General features: G+C 64.6%; 17 protein-coding genes. 13 read left to right on the forward strand and 4 right to left on the reverse strand.

The window, feature by feature from the left end; translation table 11 throughout:
- Positions 1 to 44 precede the first annotated feature (44 nt).
- From OHA42_RS23450 to OHA42_RS23495, 10 genes are all read left to right on the forward strand, one after another.
- On the forward strand, positions 45 to 2,258 hold the full coding sequence (locus OHA42_RS23450) for a hypothetical protein (protein WP_406230016.1): 2,214 nt from the start codon (positions 45 to 47) through the stop codon (positions 2,256 to 2,258).
- Positions 2,255 to 6,244 (forward strand): discoidin domain-containing protein, encoded by a 3,990-nt coding sequence (locus OHA42_RS23455; protein ID WP_406230017.1) that lies wholly within the window; start codon positions 2,255 to 2,257, stop codon positions 6,242 to 6,244. The genes OHA42_RS23450 and OHA42_RS23455 overlap by 4 nt, the downstream gene beginning before the upstream one ends.
- The gene (locus tag OHA42_RS23460) at positions 6,241 to 6,744 is read left to right on the forward strand and encodes a hypothetical protein (RefSeq protein WP_406230018.1); all 504 of its coding nucleotides are present in this window, start codon (positions 6,241 to 6,243) and stop codon (positions 6,742 to 6,744) included. Before OHA42_RS23455 ends, OHA42_RS23460 begins: the two co-directional genes overlap by 4 nt.
- On the forward strand, positions 6,741 to 8,441 hold the full coding sequence (locus OHA42_RS23465) for a discoidin domain-containing protein (RefSeq protein WP_406230019.1): 1,701 nt from the start codon (positions 6,741 to 6,743) through the stop codon (positions 8,439 to 8,441). Before OHA42_RS23460 ends, OHA42_RS23465 begins: the two co-directional genes overlap by 4 nt.
- A gap of 42 nt (positions 8,442 to 8,483) precedes the next feature.
- Positions 8,484 to 10,226 carry a hypothetical protein gene (locus OHA42_RS23470; RefSeq protein WP_406230020.1) on the forward strand — a complete coding sequence of 581 codons (1,743 nt, stop codon included), beginning with the start codon at positions 8,484 to 8,486 and terminating at the stop codon, positions 10,224 to 10,226.
- 31 nt (positions 10,227 to 10,257) lie between these two features.
- Positions 10,258 to 12,000, forward strand: a complete 1,743-nt coding sequence (locus tag OHA42_RS23475; protein WP_406230021.1) for a hypothetical protein — start codon at positions 10,258 to 10,260, stop codon at positions 11,998 to 12,000.
- Between the two features lie 197 nt (positions 12,001 to 12,197).
- Positions 12,198 to 12,605 (forward strand): hypothetical protein, encoded by a 408-nt coding sequence (locus OHA42_RS23480; protein WP_406230022.1) that lies wholly within the window; start codon positions 12,198 to 12,200, stop codon positions 12,603 to 12,605.
- A gap of 67 nt (positions 12,606 to 12,672) precedes the next feature.
- Positions 12,673 to 13,035 (forward strand): hypothetical protein, encoded by a 363-nt coding sequence (locus tag OHA42_RS23485; protein ID WP_406230023.1) that lies wholly within the window; start codon positions 12,673 to 12,675, stop codon positions 13,033 to 13,035.
- A 761-nt stretch (positions 13,036 to 13,796) separates the two neighbouring features.
- Positions 13,797 to 13,922 (forward strand): hypothetical protein, encoded by a 126-nt coding sequence (locus tag OHA42_RS23490; protein ID WP_406230024.1) that lies wholly within the window; start codon positions 13,797 to 13,799, stop codon positions 13,920 to 13,922.
- A gap of 503 nt (positions 13,923 to 14,425) precedes the next feature.
- Positions 14,426 to 14,704: a hypothetical protein gene (locus tag OHA42_RS23495; RefSeq protein ID WP_406230025.1), complete on the forward strand. Its 279-nt coding sequence runs from the start codon at positions 14,426 to 14,428 to the stop codon at positions 14,702 to 14,704.
- Between the two features lie 85 nt (positions 14,705 to 14,789).
- On the opposite strand, the gene OHA42_RS23500 is transcribed toward OHA42_RS23495, so the two are convergent.
- On the reverse strand, positions 14,790 to 18,761 hold the full coding sequence (locus OHA42_RS23500) for a CHAT domain-containing protein (protein WP_406230026.1): 3,972 nt from the start codon (positions 18,759 to 18,761) through the stop codon (positions 14,790 to 14,792).
- A 164-nt stretch (positions 18,762 to 18,925) separates the two neighbouring features.
- On the opposite strand from OHA42_RS23500, the gene OHA42_RS23505 reads away from it, so the two are divergent.
- From OHA42_RS23505 to OHA42_RS23515, 3 genes are all read left to right on the forward strand, one after another.
- The gene (locus OHA42_RS23505; RefSeq protein ID WP_406230027.1) at positions 18,926 to 19,294 is read left to right on the forward strand and encodes a hypothetical protein; all 369 of its coding nucleotides are present in this window, start codon (positions 18,926 to 18,928) and stop codon (positions 19,292 to 19,294) included.
- Positions 19,291 to 20,247, forward strand: coding sequence for a hypothetical protein (locus OHA42_RS23510; protein ID WP_406230028.1), 957 nt, complete (start codon positions 19,291 to 19,293; stop codon positions 20,245 to 20,247). The genes OHA42_RS23505 and OHA42_RS23510 overlap by 4 nt, the downstream gene beginning before the upstream one ends.
- Positions 20,248 to 20,612: 365 nt before the next feature.
- The gene (locus OHA42_RS23515; protein WP_406230029.1) at positions 20,613 to 21,071 is read left to right on the forward strand and encodes a hypothetical protein; all 459 of its coding nucleotides are present in this window, start codon (positions 20,613 to 20,615) and stop codon (positions 21,069 to 21,071) included.
- 281 nt (positions 21,072 to 21,352) lie between these two features.
- Here the strand turns inward: OHA42_RS23515 and OHA42_RS23520 are convergent, their stop codons facing one another.
- The 3 genes from OHA42_RS23520 to OHA42_RS23530 all read right to left on the reverse strand — a co-directional run bounded on the left by OHA42_RS23520 (position 21,353) and on the right by OHA42_RS23530 (position 24,361).
- Positions 21,353 to 22,018: a nitroreductase family deazaflavin-dependent oxidoreductase gene (locus OHA42_RS23520; protein WP_406230030.1), complete on the reverse strand. Its 666-nt coding sequence runs from the start codon at positions 22,016 to 22,018 to the stop codon at positions 21,353 to 21,355.
- A gap of 151 nt (positions 22,019 to 22,169) precedes the next feature.
- On the reverse strand, positions 22,170 to 23,243 hold the full coding sequence (locus OHA42_RS23525; protein WP_406230031.1) for a hypothetical protein: 1,074 nt from the start codon (positions 23,241 to 23,243) through the stop codon (positions 22,170 to 22,172).
- A gap of 11 nt (positions 23,244 to 23,254) precedes the next feature.
- Positions 23,255 to 24,361, reverse strand: a complete 1,107-nt coding sequence (locus OHA42_RS23530) for a DUF4331 family protein (protein WP_406230032.1) — start codon at positions 24,359 to 24,361, stop codon at positions 23,255 to 23,257.
- Positions 24,362 to 24,415 lie beyond the last annotated feature (54 nt).

Consider the following 24,415-nt stretch of genomic DNA (forward strand, 5'->3'; position numbering starts at 1 on the left):
CACCGCAACAGTTTTCGTGGACCCCGACCATGAGATGAGCCGAGATGACCACCACCGATCCCGAGCTGGAGATCCGCTTTCACGACAATCTGATGCCCAAGGCCACCGCGGGTGTCTACACCTTCCGGGCCGAACAACTGCTCACCCACAACGAACTTGATGTCACAGCGGGGGAGAAGCTGCTAGTTGAGGACCAGTTCGAGATCCGAGCGGTCCGCTTCGTCCTGGACGAATCCTCGGTGCACGCAATCTATCCCGGCGCCGGTGCCAGCGGCATCTATTCGCGGGTACTGCCGCACATCACCCTGGATCGGGCGATCCTGCCGTGGGAACGGCAGCTGCTCGCGAAATCCGATCGGCCGCAATGGCTGGCGCTGCTGGTATTCGGTGAAGGGGAACTGCCCGACGACCCGCAGGCCCTCGGCCTGACCGTCACCCGAACCGTGGCCAAGCTACGCGCCCCCGACGAAACCCGAGTCAAGGGCCCCGAACTCAGCGATCTCGGGATCGGCCCGACGATCCAGCAAAGCCCCTGCCAAACCCTGGATGTGCCCGCCGCGCTGTTCACCGCCATTGTGCCGCGCGAGGACGAACTCCGGTACCTGGCGCACGTACGCGACGTACGGACCGTGCCGCAGTGCCGCAACGGCAACGAGAACTTCTCCGAGGGCATGTACTCGGTGCTGACCTCGAACAGGATTCCGCGCGCAGCGGGAACCTATGCGGCGCACCTGGTTTCGCTGGAAGGGTTCAAAGATCGGCTGGGTCCCGGCGGGCCGGGGGAGGAGACCGACGCGGTGCGGCTGTGCGTCCTGAAATCGTGGTCGTTCACCAACGATCCGTACGGGACGCTCAATATCCCCGCCCTGTTCGCGGGGCTGGCACGCCCCGGCTACACCGATCCGGAACCGCTCGCACTGCGACTGGCTCCCGCACCGCCGACCGGGACGCCCGGTGAGTCGGAACGATACGCCCGGGAACGGTTGCGGCTGGGCTATGTGCCGGTGTCGTATCGCGTGGCTTCGGGGGAGCTGACCTACGCCTGGTACCGCGGGCCGTTCACCCCGGTCACCACGCCGACACCGCCGGTGGTGGGCAGCACCGGGCACACCACCGCCGACCATGCGCTGATCTACGAAACCGAGCACGGGCTGTTCGACATCAGCTATGCCGCGGCCTACACCCTCGGGCGCACGCTCGCGCTGGCCGATCCGGTATTCACCGAGGAGGTAACCCGGGCCCGCCGAAGGCTGGCCAACGAGGCGGTCGAGATGATGGCCTTGGGAGCCGAACGGGCTCTGTCGGATTCCGGCCAGCCATATTCCGCGCTGGCGCGGCTTGCCGAGCCGGGCTTCGGGGCGCGGCTGACAGCGGCGCTGACCGCTCCCATGGTCACCGGGCACAGCACCCCGCGGCCCACATCGCGCAGAGCGCGGCTGTCTCGTGCGCAGGCGCGCGCGACACTGAACGAGCCACGCCGGCAACAGATTCTGCGGGCCACCGCCGCCCGCAGCGCCCCGAGCGTCCCCGTGTGGCTGGACGAACTCGAGTCGCTGCAGCGGGTGCCGTTCAGCTATCTGGTGCCGCACCCGGAGTTGCTGCCGCCGGAATCGCTGCGGCTGTTTCGCGTCGACCCGGCCTGGATCGATGCGCTGATCGCCGGTGCCACCGACGTAGGCATCCACACCTCCCTGGATGAGCGGTTGCACAGCGAATTCCGGGCAGGTATCGCCGAGGTCGGCAACCCTGCCAGGCCGAAGGCGGGCCTGTTGATCCGGTCGGCGCTGATCGAGCAGCTACCGGAATTCGACATGTTCATCAACGCCGGAGGACTGCCGATCAACGAGCTGCGCCGCGAACATGTCGCACCGGACACCCTGTTGGTCTTGTTCGACCTGATGCCCGACGAAATCGTGATGCGCGAGCCCGGTCAGGGTTTCCATTTCGGCCTGGACAACGGTGACGTCATCACGCTACGTGACCTGACTCCCGAAGATGAGCGCGAGCTCGGCTATTCGCTGGAAGAGGATTTCCCCGCCACCAGCACCATCACCGATAGCTATGTGCGAGAACGCGTTTCGGGTCGCCGACCGGTAATTCTGAAACTCGCCGGCGATGATGGCCTGATACACGCGTTGGCCGACAAGTTCTCGCTCGACGATCTGTCACCGGGCGCATTCGCCATCCAGTTGGTCAACACCCCTGTCGAACAGCGCTTCATCGCGCACAACATCGCCGACACCGAGGACCGCGCATGACCGATACCGACCTGATCGTCCCGATCGAACTGCATGCCCTGGTCGCCAACGAGAACGTCCGCAAACAAGAGGGCTACTTCACCCGATGGGTCCCGTCGTTCTCGCTCATGGTGGATCCCGACGAGAAGGAAAGCGGCGAACCGCGCCCGTACCAGAGCCAGGAAGACGTGCACGAGAACGACCTGTTCGAGGGCGTGCACCTGCAGTGGGAGCTGCCGGAGGCGTTGACCACCGGCTACTTTCATCCCGAGACCGGCGACAGCGTGTTTCCCTTGGTGCCCAACCGCTGGCTGGTCGTGCGGTACTCCTACATCGGCGCCACACGCCGGACCGCGGGCTGGGTGGTGCACAGCGACTGCCTGGCCTCGGACGGTCTCGGGGTCAGCACCGCCAACCCATATCTGAACCCGCACGCCGACAAGGCCGCCTACGACCGGATCGGCCGCGCGCATGCGCTGTCCGATGGACCGTGGCGGGAACCCGCCACGAATCAGGGGCTGTTTCTGACCGCGATCGGTGCCGGTCTGCCCGCCTTCGCCGCGTTCGCTTCGTATCACAAGAACGTCTTCCACTTCCAGGACACTCTGGAGGATCTGGGGACCGGCGGCATGCGGCCGCCAACCGCGACACTGAGCTATGCGGTGATCGGCTGGTACTCCGACGATGACGAAGACATCTTGCGCCGCGCCGCCGACATCCCCGGTCTGCTGCCCCCGGATGCCGGTCAGCGTGGTCTGCGCGCCGTACTGGAAGCACTGGGCTGGAAGCCGCCCGCAGATATGCCCGACACCATCGAACGCACCCGCTACTCGGGGACCGCGCTGGGTATCGAATGGAAACACAAAATCGGGTTCCCGAAATCCGATCGGCCCGACGCGAGCGACGTGAAAGTCTCGGTCGGGCAGAGCTTCGACGAGGCCGCCGAGGCATTGATCAACCATCAGTCCCAGGAACCCGGCGCCGGTGAACTCGTTCGCGCCCTATTCCTGGGCAACCCCGACGCCCTCGATGAGGCCGACGGGCCGATCGATCTGAACGAATTGATGCGCCGGTCCTGGTTCGCCGGCCGTGAGGGCGGCCATGTGTGGCGGGTCGTCAACCGCGTCGGTGACGATGCGCCGACACCGCCCCCACCACCGGTACAGCCCGACTGGCTGAACACGCTCAACGAGCACCAGGCCGCGCACGACACCGCCGACGCCGCGCTCGCCGATGCCCGATGGCGGCTGTGGTCGGTGTGGTGGCTGCGCCATCTGCCCGCTCATCATCGGCCGTCGGGATTCCAGTTCGACGCCGCGACGTGGAATACCAAGGTCACCGAGCTGACCGCGGCGGCCAGCGATTGCGAGCAGGAACGGGATTCGGCCCGGGAGAAGATCCCGTGGCACGAGGACCCCGGTGAACTCGCCAGGCTCATCGACGAATACGCGACGAAGGAGAACCTGCCCGCGCATCAGGAACTCATCCGCTCACCGCGGCATCACTACCATCGGCCGATAGACCCTGTCCTGGTCCTGTCCGGTTCCGGTACCACCAGGCCGCTCGGCCGCGAGGAGAACGACCCGCTGCCGTGCCGACTTCCGTCGAGGCTGCTGACGGAGGTGACCGCCGGGTCGACCACTTTGCGACCGGAGCCGAATCCGCTGGCGCCCAACATCATCGGGCTGGAATGGGGCAAGCCGCTGATCGCCGAGATGGCGATGCTCGAACAGGCCGCCCGTACCGCGACCGGAGCGGACAAGACCGCGCTGCACGACATCGTCGCCGCCCCCGACGCGCTCACCACGGGACCGTTTCCCGAATACGCGCGCGTCTGGAAGCAACCATGGCTGCCGTTGTTCCTGCAGTGGGAGATCGAATACTGCCCAACCCCGGTCAGCGCCGAGGACTGGGACTTCTACGACGATGGCTTTCACTGGAAGGGCTCCGGCGCTCCGCCGGGTGATGGTGTCGGCGGGCTGCGATGGACCATCTTCAGCGGACGCGCCTTCCTCACCCCGGCGATCCCGTATGTGCTGCGCGAGCAGACCAGGCGGCTGATCGGCAGCGCCGGAACGGAATTCGCGGGGGCACTACGGAATTTGATGGACGACTTCAGCAAGCTGGAGCTGTTGTCACAGAACCTCGACGGCTTCAATGATTGGCTGCTGCAACTCGACGGAGCCGCCCAAACCACCACCGACGCCAGCATTTTGACCGAGGCCGGGCAAAGCAACTACGTTCCCGACGGTTCTGGTGATCGCCGCCAGCGCCGGTTCCAGCCGGTGCGCGCCGGCCAGTTCTATTTCACCGACCTGCGGATCATCGACCGGTTCGGACAGGCACTGCGAATCGTCGGCCCCGAACAGCAGCAACCGATCGACTTCGAACCGGTCCGCGCGGCCAGCGTCGAGGCGGAGCAGCCGCTGAGCACTCCGCCGCTGCCGAACCAGAAACGGTTCATCCAGCTGCCGCCCCGGCTGCTGCAGGACACCCGGCTCGTGTTCGAGCCGGTCCGCCATCACGACGACGCACCGCTGACGACCGCCTCATCCACCGAGCCGGCCGCGGACACACCGGTCGCGGGATGGGTGCTGGTCAACCACCTGGACCAGACCTTGCTGGTGTACGCGCCCGACGGCAGCCCGCTGGGCGAACTACGCAAGATCCGCCGTGCGGACGGCAGCGACGAGCTCACTTGGACCGGGCTACCACATGCCCCCTTCGCCGAACCGGACGATTTCGCCGCCCTCTACCCGCATGTGGCCGGATTCGTTTCGGGATTGCTGGCAGCAGGTCTGGCCGCTTTCAGAGACCTGACCGACACCATCGACAACGCGCTGGACGCCATCACCGACCCGGCTCCCGAGGAGGACCGTGCGCCGGCCCGGTTGATCGGCCGCCCGGTCGCCTTGGTCCGGGCCCGGCTGGGGCTGGAGCTGCTCGGGTCGCTGCTCACCGACCCCAGCTGGGATACCGTCTTGGACGGCACCGAGCCCAACCCGACGACAACGGATTACACGGCCCATCTGTGGCCGATCCGACTCGGCGAATATCAGCAGTTGGCCGATGGGCTGATCGGCTATTTCACTTCCGAGCTCGACACGGCCACCGACTACCGGAAACTGTGCGTCACCGAACCGGTGGGAAGCAGCGACTATCTCGTGCCGATCGGCACCGGCGCGGGACTAGCGCTGCCCGCCCGCCCGGTCGACCGGTTCGTCACTCGATACGTGACGTTGCTGGTCTGCCCGCACACGGCCGTGCACGCCACCACCGACATCCTCCCGGTCGCCACCCTGAAGGTCGACGCCGACATCACCCATCGAGCGCTGGCCGCAGTGCGCGCGTCCTTCCGGCTCGACCCGCTGCTCGCGCTGGAACGGCCCAGCGGCACGGTGATCGCGTCCACCTCGCTCGCCATCGATCCCGGGCATCCGGTCGAGTTGATACTCGACGGGGATCTGTCGACGTACTTCCAGAGCGTCGAGCATGCGAACTCCGACCATTGGGTCATGCTCGATCTGGGCTCGCCCCAGGCGATTACGGGTGTGCACTTCTATCAAGGGCGCGGGCGGGGACCCAACGACCGCACCTTGCACTCGGGTGTCTTCGAATGCTCGACCGACCAGAATGAGTGGATACTGTTGGGTCCCTTGCCTATTCGGGTCGAGGAGCATCACGTCCGGCTCGGCGAGCCGGTGCTCGGCCGGTACGTCCGGATCATGTCGACCAGGGCCGACAACGGGGTTCGCTTGGCGGTGCGTCGGTTCGACGTGGTCACCGATCCCGCCGAGGGCGGTGTTGTGATGCCCAGGCCCGCATCGTGGTTCGGCGATTGGACGTGGGTCGAACCGCAAGCCGGCGACGAAAGTCCGGGTGTGTGGACGAATCTGGCGATCCTCGCCGCCGACACTGCGGCCCACCTCGGCGACGCCATCCCGATCGCTCGCGCCGGATACCTGCAGCTGCGGCCTGCGGGTCTGGAAGAGGAAGGAACCCGATGACCACACCAGACTCCACTCTGCTGTTGTCCTACCGGATCGAGGCCGGGCTCGCGCCCCGCGCCGACTCCGGACCGACTCATCGCCAGCTGCGGTTGACCGTCGGAGAGGGCGAAATCCGGTCGGGTGAGCCGGTGCAATGCCGAGGCTTCACCCTTTCCATTGCCGCACACAGCGATCCGCGGTTGGCTGCGAGGGCGTTGTCGCTGAGCACTGCGGCGTCGACGGTGGCGCGGCGTGCGCACGGACAGCAGTGGTGGGTTATCCCCGACACCACCGACCCCGCCCGGGTGGTCTTCCGGATCCGGCCGGAGGAACCCGCGCTCTTCGACGGGTCCTGGTCGGTGTCGTTCCGGATCGAGATGAATCCGGGTTTCGACAGTGACACCGTCGATATCACCGAGCAGACCGCCGTCGCATCCACCTTCTCCGACCGCGGCGGGCAGGTCCGGATCAGCACGCTCACCGCCGGTTCCCTGGCAGGTCTGAAAGGACAGGCATGAGCGACACAGTGGTAACCACCTCCGTGGGGGCGAACCCCGACCATCCGGTGGATCTGATGCTCGACGATGATCTGGACACGTTCTATCTCAGTGCCGATCATCCGAAGACAGACGACTGGATCATGCTCGACCTCGGCGCGCCCCGCGCGATCGCCGAGGTGACTCTGTATCCGGGCACGAGCACCAGTTCGTGGTATTTGCATTCCGGCGTGCTCGAGTATTCCAATAACATGACCAGCTGGACCCAGCTGGCCACCGTGCCCTACCGGGTCGCGAAATTCGATCACTACGCCGATACCCCGGTGACTGCCCGATACCTGCGGCTCAGAAGCCTCTACGACCAAGGGCACCGCATCGCCATCCGCTCGTTCGAGGTCAGGGCACCGGCAACCCTGCGGTCATCGACTGTGGCCGATCCATTTCCGTTGCGGGCGAGCACTTTCGCGGTGCCGGAGTACGGCAAACTCGTGTTCTCGTTCACCGGGCCCGCGGGATCGGACTCCTCGACCGCCGTGCGCTGCAAGTCGATTCTGATCAAAGTGCCGACTGGGCGGCGGCCCGAGGCGCTGACCAGTTCGCCCACGCGGATCCGGTCGGGCGCGGCACCAGTGGCCGGGGAGGAGCAGGGGTATCACTGGAATGTCACCCGCATCAGCACCGACCCGGAGGTGACGGTGTTTCGGTGCCGACCGGAGGTGACGGCGCGGTTTCACGCGGGGTGGACGTTGGCGATTTCACTGGCGAGTATCGAAATCAACGGCGCGGGTGGTACTGCGCATATTGATATCGAGGAGGAGACCGCGCTACCGGAGACGCCGGGTGAATTCATGAAACGGGCGAACCGGTATCCGGTGGTCAAGAGCGCCGACGAATTCTATTTCGAGAATCTACGCCCGCGCAGTGCGGTGATCGGCTGGAATCGGCCGGTCGATCTGCTGTGGCACGGGTCGGGCAATGCAACATACCGAATGTTCTATCGCGGCGCGGACGGTAACGAGACCAGTGTCGAAGTGGCGAACGGATTCTGGCCATCACCCGCGTGCCGACAGAACGCCAGCTTCACGCTGGAGGCCACCACCAGCGGTGGCGAGAAGCGTTATCTCACCACCTCGGTGAAGGTCGAGGGTGGTGAGGTCGATGCCGCACACCTGAGGGTGACCGGCACTCTGACGACCCCGCGGCTCGTCGCGGACGACGAGAACGTCATCGACTTCGCCGGCTCCAGCGGGCTCTCCATTGAAGGCTCGCTGACGGTCGAAAAGGATGGCATCCTCGTCGGAGCAGAGTATCTCTCTGTTAGGGGAGACGTCGAGATCGAGGGAAAGCTCACGGTCGATGCTCGCGTTGAGGTAAATGGCACATTCCTCCCCGGTCATCGGCTGTCCCTCCGGGACGTCGCGGTTACGCTGCTGAGCCCCCGGTACTCGGCGCCCACAGATGGGACGACTACGGGACCCCAAGGTCGAATACTTGTCGTGACGGTGCCATCCACGGCAGAGGGCCCGAGCACGGGCACTCTGCAGTGGTCGGAGGCGAACGCGGAGATCGTGGCCGAAGTGGAAGCGGATTCGGGCGATACCGCCACACCGATATTTGTCGAAGGCTGGGTCGGACGGGTCAACGTGCGCAGGCGCAAACCGGATTCCGCCGGGTCGGCGATGTTCCATCAATTCGGGCTCTGGGGGCGCCGCGATTGACACCCGGTCGGCCGCATCATCCACTTCATCGAAAGGGCAGTCATGACCTCTTCCGATATTCCCGCCGCAACCGATGCGGCCGCGCAGTCCGGCGAGTGGGTGCTGACCGCCGAAACAACGATGGGTCAGGCCGACGGTCATCCGATCGAGTGCATGCTCGACGAGCAGATGTGGACCTTCCACCGCGGTGACCGGACTCCGCAGGCGGATGACGCCGTAACCGTAACGCTGCCGCCGAGCACGTGGCTGGAACTCACAGATATCGCGGTCGATCTCGGCGACGGATTCGGTGAAAATCCCTGGCCCGCAGTGGCATTGGAGTATTCGCCGGATAAATCGAGGTGGACCTCGTTGGCCACTTACCCGGCCGGGATCGACCGGATCGACTTCGAATCGGCCGACCCGATCTCCGCTCGGTACGTGCGGTTGCGGGCCACCGCGGCGGGCGGGGCGCCGGTGGCCGTGCGCCGATTCCAGATCGCGGCACGCAGCCGAGTGCCTGCGCAGCTGACCACCGATCCAGCTCCCTTGCAGATGAGCACCTTTCAGCAGGCACAGTTCGGGACGGTGCGCCTGTCGTTCGGACGTGACTGGGGCGACGGAGCGGCCTTGCCGACCTACTGCCGCAAGATCGCCGTGCGGGTACCGGAAGGGCGGCAGGGCTGGGCACTGACCGTGGACCCCGCGGCTGTCCGATGCTCGGCCAGCGCGGTCGACGGCCCCAGCCAGGGCACCGAGTGGATGCCACAAGAACTCGACGACCGGCACCCGGAATACGCGGTGTACTCCTTCGTGCCGCGGGACACCGCGACGTTCGACGGAACCTGGCAGGTCGACCTCACCCTGGCCGATATCGAGCTGACCGGTGTCGCCCAGACCGTGTATCTGGACATCGACCAGGTGGTGTCAGCATCCGGCCGGGACGATGACTTCATCACCACCCGCAGCCGGATCGCGGTCGAGAAGGTGCCCGGCGGCTTCTACTTCCACAGCCTGCGACCCGACACCGCGGCAATCACGGCGGGTACCAGGACCCATCTGCGATGGGAAGGACCCGGCAGCGCCCAATACCGGATGTACTACCGGGGCACCAGCGGAGCCGAGACGAATGTCGCCGTCAGCGATGGCTCCTGGGAGACACCACTGCTGACCGAAAGCACCCACTTCACGCTCAAGGCGACCACCGGCAATAAGGACTACTATCTCACCACCTATCTCACGGTCCCGCTGTCGAACACCGTGACCCGGCTGGTCGCCACCGACGTATCGTCCAGTCGAATAGTCTCGGGCACCGGCAATCCGCTCACGATCGACGGCAAACTCCGGGTGGCAAGTCGCCTTTCGGTGGGCTCGCTGACCGTGCATGGCCCCGTCCGGGTCGCGTCGTCGGTGTCCGACGGTACGGTCCACATCCGGGACACCGAAACGCTGCGTATCAATGACCTCATGGTGACCCAGGAACTCGCGCCGGGTGACGGTGCAGTCGAATTCTTCGGCACACCGCAGCGGTTCCCGCTGCAGGCTGGGGCAACCAAGCGGTTCTATCCCCGCACGGACGGCATCGCGGTTCTCGCGGTAGCCAGGACAACCACCCGCGCCCTGGCCAGCATCACCACCGAAGAGTTCACGGTATGGGCCGATCCGTCGTCGACGACCAAAGCCACGACGCTGCTGCCGGTCCGCCGGGACAAGCTCGCCGAGGTACGTCTGACCGGCGACGGATCGGCCTCGGCCGAATTGATCTGGATTCCCTTCGGCAGAGGCGCAATTTCCCCCGCCGGGTGAGGGCCGCGAACCCGTGATCGGAAAGGACACCATGACATTCGACGAGGGCGCCGGCGGCTATCCCGACGTTCGGTGGGGCAGAGTCACTTCGGCGATGCCCGCAGCCAACGGATACCCCGCAGACAACATACTGGACGATAATCCGTCGACGTTCTACCTGAGTGCCGAGACACCGCCCACGGAGGCGGCGATCACCATCGCGCTGCACGGCCGCCAGATACAGCCACACCTGGTGGTGCTCGAATTGGGCGATGGCGCAGGCAACTACCTGTGGCCGAAGTTCGAAGTATGGTACTCGACCTATGGGGAGCCGGGTTGGTGGGGCTTATTCGGACGGGTGGAGGCGGGGGTCCAGCGAATCGAGATTGCTCCCTCAGGGCTGCCGCGCGTCATGTCTCTCAAACTGGTGACCAAGGAACCAGGCGCCCACCCGGTAGCGGTACGCATGCTGGACCTGGTTAACAGGAACAGCATCCCGACGGCTCTGGTGACTGCGCCGAATCCCTTGCCGGTCAGCACCTTCGACGAACTCCAGTACGGCCGGCTGCGGTTCACGGTGGGCCCGAGCTCCGGCAGCGACGTGCCCCGCTGCACCGGTATCGCGATACGAGTACCGGTGGGCCGTCAGGCCGGAGCCATTGCCGACCACGCCGCCAGTGCCCGAGGCTCAGTGTACTTCGGCGACACCGGAGTGCACTGGACGCCGCTGGCGCCGGACCTCTCCGATCCTGACCTGGCGGTGTTCCGCTTCGTTCCGGACAGCCCGGATGTGTTCGACAACACGCGCAGGGCGGAGTTCACGATTTCGGGACTCGACATGAACGGTGCGCCGGGGCGAGCGCTGATCGGTGTGGAGCAGGTGGTGGTGGCCGAATGGGAGGCGCAGGGCTACCTGCTCACCCGAAGCCAATACGAAATCGAGAAGGTCGCCAACGAGTTCTACGTCCACGGCTTCCGCCCGGCAAGCACCGTCGTCGACTACAACCAGCCCGCCACCCTGCTGTGGAACGGCGTACGGCACGCGAAATACACAATCTCATACCGGGATTCCACGGGCACCGAGCAGACGGTCGAGGTAAGTGGCGGCAGCTGGACATCGCCACCGCTGACCGATGCCACCAATTTCACCCTCACCGCCACCCGCGGCGGACATGTTCGGTATCTGACCACCCATATCGAGGTAGGACGTCGAAGACTGACCTTCGCCGACTTCACGGTGACCGAAAACATCGCCGCAGTAAGGAAGGTCATGATTCCAGGGGGCGGGTACATCACTGTCGGTTCACCGGTGGTGGCCAACCGGGACGTGACGGTGGAGAAAACGATCGACGTGGCAGGATCCGCAACCCTCGGTGACTCGCTCACAGTCACGGGGTCCCCGAGGCTTTTCTGCAGAGGAATGCGCACCGAAGGCGATGTCGAAGTCGTCGGCAGTCTGGACGCCAGGCAAGGCATACGGCGTCTGCACGGCACGCCGCAGGTCTTCACGATGCGCAGCGGTATCGAGCAGACCTTCACCCCGCCCACCGACGGCTACGTCATGGTCTCGGTCACCAGGCATCCCAGCGCCACCGGCGAAGCCAGGATCGGCAGCGAAGGGGCCACCGTATGGGCCAGTCCACCGCCCGCCTCTGGCGCACCCAAGATCCGGTCGGCCATTCTCCCGGTCCGAAAGAACAACCTCACCACCGTGAAATACCAAGGCTCGGGCAGTTCCTCGGCGACGTTGCTGTGGATACCGCTGGGCACCGGAACCATTTCGGGAGTCGGGTAGCGCCGACCCCATGAGCCATGGCCGTGCCCGTGGCGCCGTCGAGAGTTTCGTGACCGGAGGGTGGGTATGCCGGTCGAGGCGATCTTCTTCAATGTCGTCAGGGTGATTGCGCGCTGCTGTGGTTCTACGAAAGGGGTGATCTAGCGACGGGAAGGGGCACACACGCCGTGCTCATCGGCTGCGGATCCTCGGGGGCAGTGGCACCGAGGACGCCGCCCAACGGTGCTAGGGGCGACGAGATAACGCTGTTGGTCGCGCACCTGAAAGCCAAGCTGGCCGACTACCTGGGACGGCTGGACAATCCGCGCACTCTCGATTCGCTGATCATCACCCACCCTGACAAGGACCACTTCAACCTGCTGCACAAGGTACTGCTCGACGCCACGGGCAAGCTCGCCTACACCATCAAGACCCTCTACTGCACCCTTGATCCCGAGGACTACCGGGACGGCGACAGAACGTTCATGAAAGATCTGATGACTGATCCCGGCAAGTTCACAAGCCCCTCCGGGCACAAGGTCGAGACGGAGCCGGCTCAAATGTACGTTCCGGCTGAACTATTCCGCTCCTGGCCCGAGAGTGGGACCGGGCGAATCTGTTCATGATCGGCGGCTTGTTCGCGCACCGACGTCGAATGGGAACCTCCCCAAGGTGATCACGAATCAGAGCAGTTTGGCGACGCTGCTGCAGGGGGAGTGGGACGACCTCGGCAACTGTCAGCGGGTGCTGGTGATGGGCGATGCGGCGAAAATCAACGAGCGGTCGCTCATCGGGTTCGACCACGACGAGGAATGGATCGGTTGGCAGTCCAACCTGTGGCTGAAGATGGGCCACCACGGCAGCCGCAGTAGCAATTGCTGCCGGATTGCTGATGGTCGTGGATGTTTGGCGTGTCACACCCTGACACGCCGTCGGCGCTGTCGCGAAGGCGAACAGCAGTACTGCGAAGCAGGATCGGAATGTCTCGCACCGGCGAGCGGTGCCGGGGTGTGGATCTGTGATTCGATCCGTCCCACCAAAATCTCACATTTTTGATGGGATTTGCCCAGATCTGATGGGACATGATCGGCGGGTGCTGACATCAAGATATGGGCTGTGGCCAGGTGTGATGAGGTCCGCTGAGCCATGTTGAGATGATTGGAACCTGTGTCAAGTGGTCGCAGGTTCAAATCCTGTCATCCCGACAAGTGGAAGTCTTCTCCTCCCTACGTCGGAGGGGAATTCTCGTTTCTGTGTCGGATGTTCGAGCGGATGTTTGTGATGGGCGCGGCAGCGACGAGTCACTGGCGTCAAGTGGTCTATACGGATCGGCGCGAATGCCGGATGGTGGTTCGACAGCTGAAAAGTGTTCTGCTACAACGGTCTCCGGCATCTTGAATGCGGCGGTGTCACGAGACACCTATGGATCCCTTACTGAATTTCTCCGTGGAGGAGCTGGCCCTCTGGCGCGTCGGCGATGGGCGGACTCGGGTCGTGCTCTGGCGCGGCCTGCAGTTCGGGCGCGGCGGCGGCCAGCAATGGCAATTTGCACAACGAGGGAGGCGGGCATGTCGGGCGAACTCCAGGTCGACCCACTGCGGAGGCGTGAAGCATCCCGGTTCGCGGCCGAGAAGGCCCGAGCCATCCGGGGTGAGAAGCGCGGCCAGCGCCTATGACGAGGCGTGGGTGGAATGGAAACACGGCGCCGACACGGTCATCGCTGCGCTGGAGGAATCCGCCAGGACGCAGCAACGCAGGCTCAGAAGGCGATACGTCCACTCACCCGGGACCAGCGTGTCGCAGCCGGTATCCGATCCATGCACGAGACGCTCGGCCCGGCCGACGCGGCGGCAGATAGTCCGAAGGCGATGACCGAGGAAGAGATCCAAGCAGCCGACGACGCCTACTTCGAACGCATGAATCAACGCGGCTGGAACGGCTAACTCCGGAGCATGTGTTCGACCGTTGAAGCGATCTGGACTCGGCTACGCGCCAGGTGATGCGGGAATCAACGTCACCGTGTCATGGGTGAGTACGGCCGAGAGCATTCAGCAGGTCCTCGAATTCCTTGGTCGGGCAGATACTGATGCCATCGTCGGTTCGCATTACCGGTAGCGAGCGTGATGACATTTCCGCAGCGGCGGCCCGGAGGACGCCGGTCGGTCCCTGCGGAAGGCTCCTGCATGGCGCGTTAGTAGGCGAGGATGTCTGCCAGATGGCCACCGGACAGGCATTCTTGGCAAGCCCCAGGGCTGGCCGCAGCACGAGGTCCTATACGCGATTCGGGAGCCTGTGGGGCGTGGCAGCGGCGAGAAATCGCCTCCTGAGCTGTATGTTTCCTGCCGCTTGGCGATACTGGTAGGAGTTCCATCCTCTACCCTTCCCGAAGTTCTCCTGGCGTGAGCACGGGCGGGAGATCAACGTCAGCGTCCAGGTGCTCGACGCGGTGCCCAGGACCTTGTCGCTGGATGCCGCCGAAGTGGCGCATCCGTACCGGCTCGCGGATGTGCCGACGGTCCTCGCGGGAAGCGCACTGCCGGAAGGGCTTCAGGTGATTCTCGATCACTTGGAGCCGATGCCCGGCGTGGTGCTCAGTCCGCGGTACGACGTGCTGGCGCACAACACGCCGTACGAGGCGCTGTCCCCGGGATTCCTCGCGATGACCCAGGAGGAACGCCAGCGCCCGTGGGCCGAGCACCGCGAGTTGCACCACGCTGCCGTCTGACCGGCTTCCGTCCACGCGTTGCGCGATCCTTCGACGGTGGGGTGGGGAAGCCGTCACCGTCGATTCAGCTATCGGGAGACACGAATCAGGGTCCGATGTGGATATGCGAGGCCCATGTCAGGGGGTTGGCGAGATGCAGGTCGCTGCGGCGTAGGGTGCGAATTGCGTTGTGAACTGCTCGGGCGACATCTGTTCGGTCTCGAGCCAGATGTTCGTAGATGAGTTCGGCGACTATTTTCGCTTGGTAGTCGCCGATCGGCCAGAGTGTTCCGATGACATTCGCAAAGCCGGAGACCTGGAAGGCAGAGGAGATGTGGATGGCTTCATCAGCGAGTTTCACGCCACCGCGTGCTGTCGCACAGGCCGAGAGGTAGGCCAGGTGAGCGGAGTTCAGTCGGCGGCTGCTGATCTGGCGTAGCGTGAGTTTGCCGCTTTTCAGGAAGAGGTGACTCGCGCCCGGGTCGAGGGGGACGCTGTCGGCATGGCAGGCGAAATGTGCATAGGCTGCGTCCTCCAGGTGCGTCATGACTTCCTCGGTCGTCGCGTCCTCATCAGTCAGGATTACGGCCTGTCCGGCGAGTAGCTCTGCGACCCGGCGAACCTCCGCGGGCGCCCGCCGCAGCGGAGCCCTGCCCTCGGTGACGGGCATGGCGACTCCGAGAACTTTGTCGCCGAGTCGGCGTGACCGGGAACGTTTCCGGCTCGACAGCAGCGCTGACAACGTTGGCGCGTACGAGGACACGACCCGATCCAGGACCGTAGGTCCAGCACTCATTGGTTCGGCGTGGTGGTCGCCAGCCGCGTGCAGCGGCAATCGGGTTGCCGCACCCGTGGGCATCCACCACAGGCGCGGCCACGGGTCTGTGGCCGACGGTGTACTGGTATAGCCCAGAAAGGTCAGGACCGGTTCGGCGATGTCCTCCCACATCCACTTCAATACATCGAAGGCGATATCGTTGGCGTCGTCGGGTTGCTCGGTGACGGCGTCGGACATCCTCGCGGCCTGAGCGACGACTGTGTCGAAGCTGATGCGGTCCAGTTCGAGCGGTTCGCGGAGACCGTCGGCAGTAACGATGAGCGCATCGCAGCGATTTCTGCCGATATTCAGCGCAACTATCGGGCCTTCGGATGCGGCTGGAAGAAGATCCTCGAGTCGAGCGGGTAGCAGGAAACGCTCGAATCCGTCGAGTTCACGAATACGGTCCACGGTCCGCGTGAACTCGTCCGCGACACGGTGCCGCTGCTCGGGTCGCCGTTCCTCGATAGCGAGAATCGCCTCGGCCAAGCCGTCGACGATCTGTTCCGGCGACCGCAGGACTTCGCCGGTGAATTCGAAACGATGCTGAATACCTTCCAGGTTGTTGCGAAGTCGGACGAAAGTCCGGGCCAGCTGTGCGTCGGTTTCGCTGAGCGAATCGAGTTCATCGTGGGAATGCAGGGACCGGGCCAGTAGCACTCCACGCCCGTGCTCGAGCATGCTGAGGGCCGATTCGTGATCGCGGCAGGTCAATGCAGTCGCTGCGGCTTCGGTTGCAAGGCCCGCGAGGTCCGCCAGCTGGTATTCCTGATCCCAGCGGTCGAGGCGGCGATCAGTGACGTAGGGGAGCAGGCCGATCGCCTCGTCGTACACGGCCAATGCCTTGTCCCATTCGTCCAGGTCGGTATGAGTCTCGGCCAGCGAACGGGCAACCCGGCAGCGGAACCATGGACTGAGATCGGGCGCTCGCAGGGCGAGCTCGTAGTGCGCCGCTGCCTGCTGCGCATCGGACCGGTCGTGGGTGGCCGTGTACCGGAACCGGAATGCGTCACCGGCAGCGGCCATCCGGACCGCTCGCTCATCCGGATCGGATGCGAGAGCCGCTGCCTCCCGGCTCAATTGAACGGCCGCGTCCGCGTCGCTGAGTGATCTGTTGAGGGTGCAACGCGCGAGGTGGGCATTGGCCAGATTGGACAGGAGTCGGCCATGGTCCGGACTTCCCGATGGTTGCAGTTCCACTGCCTGCGAGCAGACTTGTACTGCCTCATCGGCTTCGCACGGGTCTCCTGTTTGTGCGAATCTGGCACCGATCGCACTGCCAAGGATTCCGAGGCTGGCGGAGCGGAAGGGTGTGCGCGTCAGCTCGGTCGCGCGCCGTGCCGCATGAATCGCGGCGTCGATGTCCTCGAGTCGCTTTGTCTTAAGGCATCGTGACCACAGGGCGACCGCTAGATTTCGGTAGATATGCTCGGGCGCGCTCTCGTCATCGTCGGGGGCGGCGGCGATCGCGCGTTGGCTGAGTTCGATCGCCTCGCCGAGTTCGATACTGTCACTGAATAGTTCGGACCGCGCCCACAGGGCGGCACCCAAAGTGGAGAGTGGCAGCCAGTGTTCGGTGCTGTCGGGCGCCGTCGCCTGGACGGCGCTTCTGCCCACCTGGACCGCTCGGTCGAGAATGCGGACGTCGCCGGAACGTCGATAAGCCGCGCTGAGGGCAGTGCACAGGCACGACAACAACATGGTGTGTAGGGGGTCTCCGGTCGCAGTCCGCTTCGCCGCGTTGTCCAGCATATGTACTGCGAGGTTCGCATCCTCCAGGCTCCGAGTATTCTCGGATCTGGTACACAGCGCGGTACCGAGTATGACCACTGTGGAAGCGTGTCTCGGGTGGTCCGGTGGAATTCTTTGTGCGGCTTCACGAAAATAGTCGATGCTCTCGGAGAGGTCCTCCTCGGTTCCCAGCCTGGAGTGCCGGAGGATAGCCAGTTCGCCGACTGCGGCGTATTCCAATGAAAGCTCGAGATCGTCGAATGGCCGGTCCTCGATTATTCGCTTTCTGGCCGTCATTGCCGCATGGAAGTCTCGATCGTCTTCCCTGTAGCGATAACGCATCGTCCGTGCTTCCGAGAGAGCTCGCAGACGTTCGTACTGTTCGGGGTCGTTGTGCGGTGTGTGGCGAACGACCCGATCGGCGAGCCGCACGGCCGAGTCGATGTCCGAATCCGCACCGGAGCGCTCGATACGGACCAGGAGCCAGGCGACGAGGATCTGCGCGTATCGCGGCCATTTTTCGTGATCCGGCGGCGTTTCGTCGACAGCTTCGGATACGGCCCGAATCGACTCCGTCAGGTCACGCGGATCATGGCTCACTTGGAATCGGTCGAATAGTGCGATGCCGAGGTTCGACAGATACATGGCGCGAATGAGGTGATTCCCTATCGCACTTGCGGCAGCGTATTCATACGCCTTGATCGACTCGTCGTTATCGGACGAAAGCGTGGTTTGCCCGTATCGGGATCGCAGGGCGTTACCGAGTTGGTTCAGGATGGTGCCTCGGTCACGGCTGTCGGGTATTCCTTCCCGCACCGCGAGTCGGCCGTTGTCTATCGCGCGGTCCAGGTCGGGTATCGAGCCGGTCTGCTTGTACCGGGTCCACAGGTAGGTGTGCAGATTCGCCAGCAGTATCCCATTGCGGTCGTCGCCCGGTTCGACATCCATGGCGATATCGACGGCGAATTGATGGGCCTGAATCGCCAGGTTCAGGTCTGCCGGATCACCGGTCGTTTCGACTCGGTCCACCAGTACGTCTGCGACGACCCGGAACAGCGCCACCCGGAGCGGGTGAAAACACGCGATGGTGTCCAGCGTGTAGCGGAATGTGTTGTATGCGCTGCGATACTGCGCCACAGCTCCGTTGCTGATCGTCAGATCGAGCGCGGCGACTGCGGCGGACAAGGCCGGCCCGGGGATGAGGGCTCGCCCAGGTGATGTGCTGAGAACCGTGTTCGTGAGCGAAAGACTCAGCTGTTGTGGAAAACCCAGCAGTGTCGACCGCGGATTCTCCTGGAGAAAGCGCGATTCCAGTTCGCTCCAGCTGGGTAACGGTGTCGATCGGGTCGCCCATGCGGAAAGCCACGAGATCTCGTCACGAACTGCTGGTTCCCGAGGAGCCACGGCGAGCAGGTAATCGGCGATGGCGACTACCTTCGGATCGCGGGCGTACGCGGGATTCCCAGTGCAGAAACATAGTTGAACTGCAGTGTTGATCATCGTGATCGCCTCGTGCAGTTGCGCCTCCATGTGTTCCCTCCCCGGAAATATCGCGTCGGTCCAGGCTAGCCTGCCCGGTTTGCGGATGTGCAGACTCGGGAACCGTTGCCACACTTGGCCAATGATCGTGGCTCGCGCGTTCGCTGTGCCTATGATGACGGCGCGCCGGACGGCATCAACTCAGGAGGGGTGTAGTGAACAGTGCAGCGGATGTCGTTGCCGAGCTCTGTCCGGCCCTGCCTCGGCTGCGGCGACGAGCAGCGCTGGTGGGCCGATCGTCCGACGTCGAGGATCTGCTGTCGCGAGCCCGGGCCGGACAGGCTTCCGAGGATGATGTCACCGAATTGGCTTTACGGCTCGGCCTTCCGGAGTCCGAAGTCCGCGGTGCTGGTCCACTGCCGGGTCGTGCCGGCGGGGGGCCTGTCGACGAGTGGTTCCGCTGCCCAGCCGGTGAATGCAAGCGCAGGGAACGCCGCGGGCCCAGCGGGCCGATTCCGGAATGTCACTTGGACGAGGGCAGCGAACGGCCGCTGCACCGTATGGTCGGTGGTCAACGGTCGTGAACCCATTTCTCACCGAGGTCGGCAAGAAGCTGGCCGAAAAATGGGTGACATTGCTGGCTCTCCCCGGTGTGCTGTTCATTGCGGTTGCGGCGATCGGCTCGACATTGGGGCACCGGCGCGCATTCGACGCCAAGGCACTGGTCGATCGGATGGGGCAGCTGACCGAGCAGCTCGGAAAGGCCGGTAACAGCGCCATCGTTCTCTGTGTGGCGAGTGTACTACTGGCATCGGTCGGAGCTGGCATCGCCGCCCAGGCTGCGACCTCGCTCGTGCAGCGGGCATGGTTCGTGGACCGCCGCTCTCGCATCGATGGACCGCCGCCCAGGTATGCCGCGCTCACCTGGCTGCGTTGGCTGCCGACGCGGATCCGCAACGCCCACAACCGACTCTGCCGTCTGGCGATCGACCATCGCAGTGGAAGATGGGACTTCATCGAAGCCGCCTTCCATGCCGCTCAGACCGCCGCGGCAGATGATGCCGTGCTGGCCGAACTCGCGGACGCCCGCAATCGGATTGCGTTGGCGCGACCCGTCAAACCCACCTGGATGGGGGATCGCGTTCAGGTGACCGGAATCCGGATACGGAACGAATACGGCCTCGATCTGACGACCTGCTGGCCGGCGCTGTCTGTCGTCCTCCCCGACGGCGTCAGTGGCAAAGTCGACACCGCGCGTGGGTCTTTCGATCGATCGGCCACCTTGGCAGGATGGGCCATGCTGTATGTGGTGCTCGCACTCGCGTGGTGGCCCGCAATCCTGATCGCGATCGTGGTGTACGTGACCGCCCGGCGGCGTGCCCGGTCGACACTGGACTCCCTCGCCGCCCTCACCGAGGCCGTCGTGGACATTCACTGCGCAGCACTGGCCGAATCTTTGAACGTAAACGTTCCGAATGAGGAATTCACTCCGCGCATCGGCAGGGAAATCACCGCCCGCCTGCGCAAGGGTGTTTAGACGACAAAGGCGCAATCCGCCGTCCGGAAACACCCGGCTCACGGTTTGTGGTGTCCTCCGGCGCATAGAACACGCACGGATTCTGATGGGGGACTAGACGACTGATTCCTAACCTTGAGCCGTCTCGACTCGAGTTCGACGCAGAGGAGGGTATCGATGTCGGTTTGTGAAGACAGACCTCGATACCCTCCTGACCGCACTTTACGTTTTCGTCGATGATCATGTGGTCCGGGCGCACCGGCAACGCCAGGGGCGTCCGAAGAGTTGACCGATGCAGAATTATCTGCCTGGCGGTTGCCCAAGTCCTGCTGGGCTTTCCCTCGCAGCGTCACTGGTTGCGGTTCTGCTACAGCAGGCTGGGAGCGATGTTCCGGTACCTGCCCCGCCAACCCGGATACAACAAGCGGATCAACGCGGCGGGGCCGCTGATCGCCGACACCGTGCAACGATTGGCCGCCCTGGTGTCGGCGGGAACCGACGAGTTCCGGTTCATCGACGCCACGCCGATTCCGTGCGGTACCTCGGTGCCCACCCGTAAACGGTCCGAGCTGGCCGGGCTCGCCAACTACGGGTACTGCGCCCCGCTGTCGCGCTGGTATTGGGGCGTCAAGCCCTGTCTGATCACCACCGCCCACGGAATGCCGGTCGCCTGTGATGGGCGCGACAGCGGCGAGTCACTGGCGTCAAGCGGTCTATACGGATCGGCGCGAATGCCGGATGGTGGTTCGACAGCTGAAAAGTGTTCTGCTACAACGGTCTCCAGCGTCTTGAATGTGGCGGTGTCACGAGACACCTATGGATCCCTTACTGAATTTCTCCGTTGAGGAGCGGACCGCCCTCTTCGGCTTCTGACCTTCATGGAGGTCGAGGAACATATCCACGGAATCCGGCGTGACTTTTCTCGTCAATGTTCCCGGACCCCCTTGTAGATCGTCGACCGTGCGTGCCAGTACCGCTGTCCGTTCTGACCGGCGCGCCATGGGCTTCTGGCGGGGCCAACGCCTAGCATCCTGTCGTGATCCACCGCGAACCATCCGCACCGTATCGATGACCGTCCCCGATCACCGAGGAGCCAGGCATGCGCGGATTCCCATTGATTGCTCGCCTAGCCATCGTCGCAGGCGCTCTCGCCACCATGGCCGTGGTCGCCGACGCCGGGTCCGCGAGTGCCGACCCGAAGAGTTGCGCATTGAGCTCGAACGACTATGCCGCTTACAGGCAGTGTCTGCAAAGAGAAGACCAGGCCGAGAAGGACAACCAGGCGCACGCCGACAAGCAATATGACGAATGTATGGCCACGACCCACAACAAGTCGTTCTGCGAGCAAGCCGGAACGTGAAAATTTGGCGGGCCGGTGACATTCTCTTGGCGGTGTAAGCGCTGACGCCGAGAAGACATGCCCTGAGATGTCGGTCAGCTCAGGCGCACGGCGGACCATGGGCAGGGTGTCGACGGTGATGCCGGTTGCGTGCTCGAGGGTGGCGCGCAGGTTTTTCCAGGCGCCGGGGTGGTTGCGGATATAGCGGTCGAGCGCGGCCGTGGCTTCGGCTTCGGTCATGGGTGGCGCAGTGGCCGCCGCGGCGCGGCGTAGCCCGCACCAGACGCGGACGCCGCAGTGGGCTCGGATGTTGCGATGCCACTGCGCGCGGTCGCCGAAGCCGGACACATACTCGCCGGGCGTGGGCCGGTCGACGACCTCCAGCACGACATAGCGGCGGGTTCCGGTGCGGCGGCCGACGTGTTCGAGCATCAGCAGCCGGGTGCCGAACATGAAGCCGAGGCCGACCCGCGGGTGAGGACGGCGCGCGCCTGGCGGATCTGTTCGGCGGTCATGGCCGGTGGCCGGCCATGAGCGCGCACCGTTGCCTGTGTGGCGAACATACTGGCCGGTTCGGCACCGATAACGATGCCGTCCGCTTGGCCTATCTCCTGCCTCCGGCCCGAGCGCCGTCAACTGCACGCGTGGCGCGAGAGAGGAGCTCATGGGCCCGTGGTGTCTGGCGGACCTCGAGGTTCTTCCTCGCGAGCAGTAGTGCCCGATGCGGGTCGGCACCCGCGTTGAGCAAGAACTCCGCCGCGTGGTCGGCGAAGGCCTCGGGATGTCGCGTGACCAGTTCGTCGTAGCGCGCTGCCGCCCGGGCACGCCACTCACGAGCCTCTTCCACGCGGCCGACCTCGCTCAGTATCCGGGCGAGTTGTGCCGGGTAATCGGGGTCGTCGGAGGAGATCGTCAGCGGGTGCAGCCGGGCGATCGCGGAGTCGGTCTCGCCGAGCGCCGCCTCGACTTCGGCCAGATGGCCTTGCGCGGGGGCGTAGGCCGGAAGGCGGCGATGCGCGGCGCTGAGCCAGCGGTGCCCGCGTGGGAGATCCCCTCGGACGAGCCACATCTTGGCGCGCTGAAAGTGGAGCTGTGCCAGCGGAATCGGCGAGACTCCCCGGTAGTGATCCTGACTCTCGTCGAATAGATGCTCGGCGGTGGCCACATCCCCGCTCTCAGCGCAGAGCGAAGCCAGCGCCGCGACAGAGGCGAAATCGGCTCGGCGTTTCACAGCCTCCCGCATGAATGTGAGGGCTTCGTCGTAGCGTCCGACCGCCTGGAGGATCGCGGCGTGTTCGGCATCCACCACGGGGGGATCTGCTCCGAGCCGCCGGGCTTCATCGAGGTCACCCAGCGCATCGGTGAAGCGATGGAGTGTCGCTCGCGCCCGGGCGCGAGCGATGAGGGCTACGCCGTCAGCCGGGCGATCGTGCGTGAGCTGTTCGGCCCGCGCTTGCGCCCATTCGTAGTCCGCGATGCGACCGAGGATGTGCCCCCGCAGCGCCACTAGTTCAATGAGCTCGGCTCGACCATCAACATCGAGCCCTCCCGCGAGGGCGATTCGCTGCTGGCCGTCGATCTGCGCTTGCAGATTCGCCAGCGCGAGAGCACCTGCCGTCGTTGGTAACTCGCCATCGATCACTCCGCCGGTTGCTGCCGGGTCGCTGCGTCTCGTCATCACCGCCACCCTCACCCGGACTTGTCAAGTGAAAGCTCGATCTTGGCCGGTGGGTTCAGTTCCGGGGGAACGAGATATGGGAAGGTGCGAGCGGCCCGAACCGCCTGCTGGTCGACACCGTCGCTGATCCGTGCGCCGTTGCCGGCATTGACCAGCGTCGTCACAATGGTGTCTGCGGCATCGTCATTGAGGCTTCGGCCACCACAGGTCTGATGGTCGGCGCCCTTCAACAACGCCCGCTCGATCTCGAAGTAGCTATCCTCCGCATACGGCTTCGACACATCGATCACCATGAAATCGGCCAACAGCAGCTCGGTCAGAGGGTGGGTGCCGTGCGCGTCCGGCGGCCAGTCGATCTTGTGGTCGAGGCCATCCCAGAAGCCGAGATTCGCGTTCATCCGCGCCCGATACGCACCAAGGTATGTCGGCCCCAGGTTATATGGATCCTCCTGGTTATACAGATCGCGAATGTCCAGATCCCGGTTGACGGTATCGAAGTCCTTTGCGCCGAGGACGACGCTCTTCATCAGGGGGCGGCCGAAGCGCTCCAGACGGACCGTGATCGGCCCGGGAATCATCGTTTCGCCGACGACGGCAAACAGCGGCCCAGTGTCGGCCCCGAAAGTCGTGGCGATGTCGAGTTCGACGACGATGCTGAGGACGTTTTGGCGGTACTGCCTGCTGTCGCCGACGCTGACAAACGCCAACTGTCGGGTCATGAGGGTTTGCGCCGCCCTGACCCCGTCGAAGAAAAAAGGATCCATCCGCCGTCCGGCAAAGGCGCGCAGGCCGTGAGCCTGTCCACCCTGTTCGTCGTTCACCCGGAAGGACACGGATTGCCCGGTCGAGGCGGTGCAGGTGCCTTCCTGCGCGAGCGGCGAGCCGGCCTGGTGCTCGACCGGGCCCGCGAAACGGAAGCTGAAGACGTACTCCTTCTCGCCGACGGCAAACGCGGCTGCGGTTCCGTGCGAGAGCGTGACCGGCCGCAGCCGGAATCGGTAGTCGACCGCATCGGAAAACAGCGCGGCCGGTTCCGCGTTCGGAAACACATTGAGCACCAAGACCAGAAAGCCGGGCTGCTGCGGACTGGGGAAGGCGTAGACGTCGGTGATGTCCACAACGGGATCCGCCAAGGCCCGAGGCCCGGAATTATGGTCAGACATTTCTCACCA

The organism is Nocardia sp. NBC_01009 (assembly GCF_045208035.1).
GTDB lineage: Bacteria > Actinomycetota > Actinomycetes > Mycobacteriales > Mycobacteriaceae > Nocardia.

Bases quoted from the DNA above. Each gene is read 5' to 3' on its own strand.
- OHA42_RS23490 (WP_406230024.1), top strand. From the start codon at position 13,797: ATGCACGAGACGCTCGGCCCGGCCGACGCGGCGGCAGATAGTCCGAAG.
- OHA42_RS23515 (WP_406230029.1), top strand. From the start codon at position 20,613: ATGTTCCGGTACCTGCCCCGCCAACCCGGATACAACAAGCGGATCAAC.
- OHA42_RS23475 (WP_406230021.1), top strand. From the start codon at position 10,258: ATGACATTCGACGAGGGCGCCGGCGGCTATCCCGACGTTCGGTGGGGC.
- OHA42_RS23520 (WP_406230030.1), bottom strand. From the start codon at position 22,018: ATGTTCGGCACCCGGCTGCTGATGCTCGAACACGTCGGCCGCCGCACC.
- OHA42_RS23460 (WP_406230018.1), top strand. From the start codon at position 6,241: ATGACCACACCAGACTCCACTCTGCTGTTGTCCTACCGGATCGAGGCC.
- OHA42_RS23450 (WP_406230016.1), top strand. From the start codon at position 45: ATGACCACCACCGATCCCGAGCTGGAGATCCGCTTTCACGACAATCTG.
- OHA42_RS23500 (WP_406230026.1), bottom strand. From the start codon at position 18,761: ATGGAGGCGCAACTGCACGAGGCGATCACGATGATCAACACTGCAGTT.
- OHA42_RS23525 (WP_406230031.1), bottom strand. From the start codon at position 23,243: ATGACGAGACGCAGCGACCCGGCAGCAACCGGCGGAGTGATCGATGGC.
- OHA42_RS23465 (WP_406230019.1), top strand. From the start codon at position 6,741: ATGAGCGACACAGTGGTAACCACCTCCGTGGGGGCGAACCCCGACCAT.
- OHA42_RS23455 (WP_406230017.1), top strand. From the start codon at position 2,255: ATGACCGATACCGACCTGATCGTCCCGATCGAACTGCATGCCCTGGTC.
- OHA42_RS23470 (WP_406230020.1), top strand. From the start codon at position 8,484: ATGACCTCTTCCGATATTCCCGCCGCAACCGATGCGGCCGCGCAGTCC.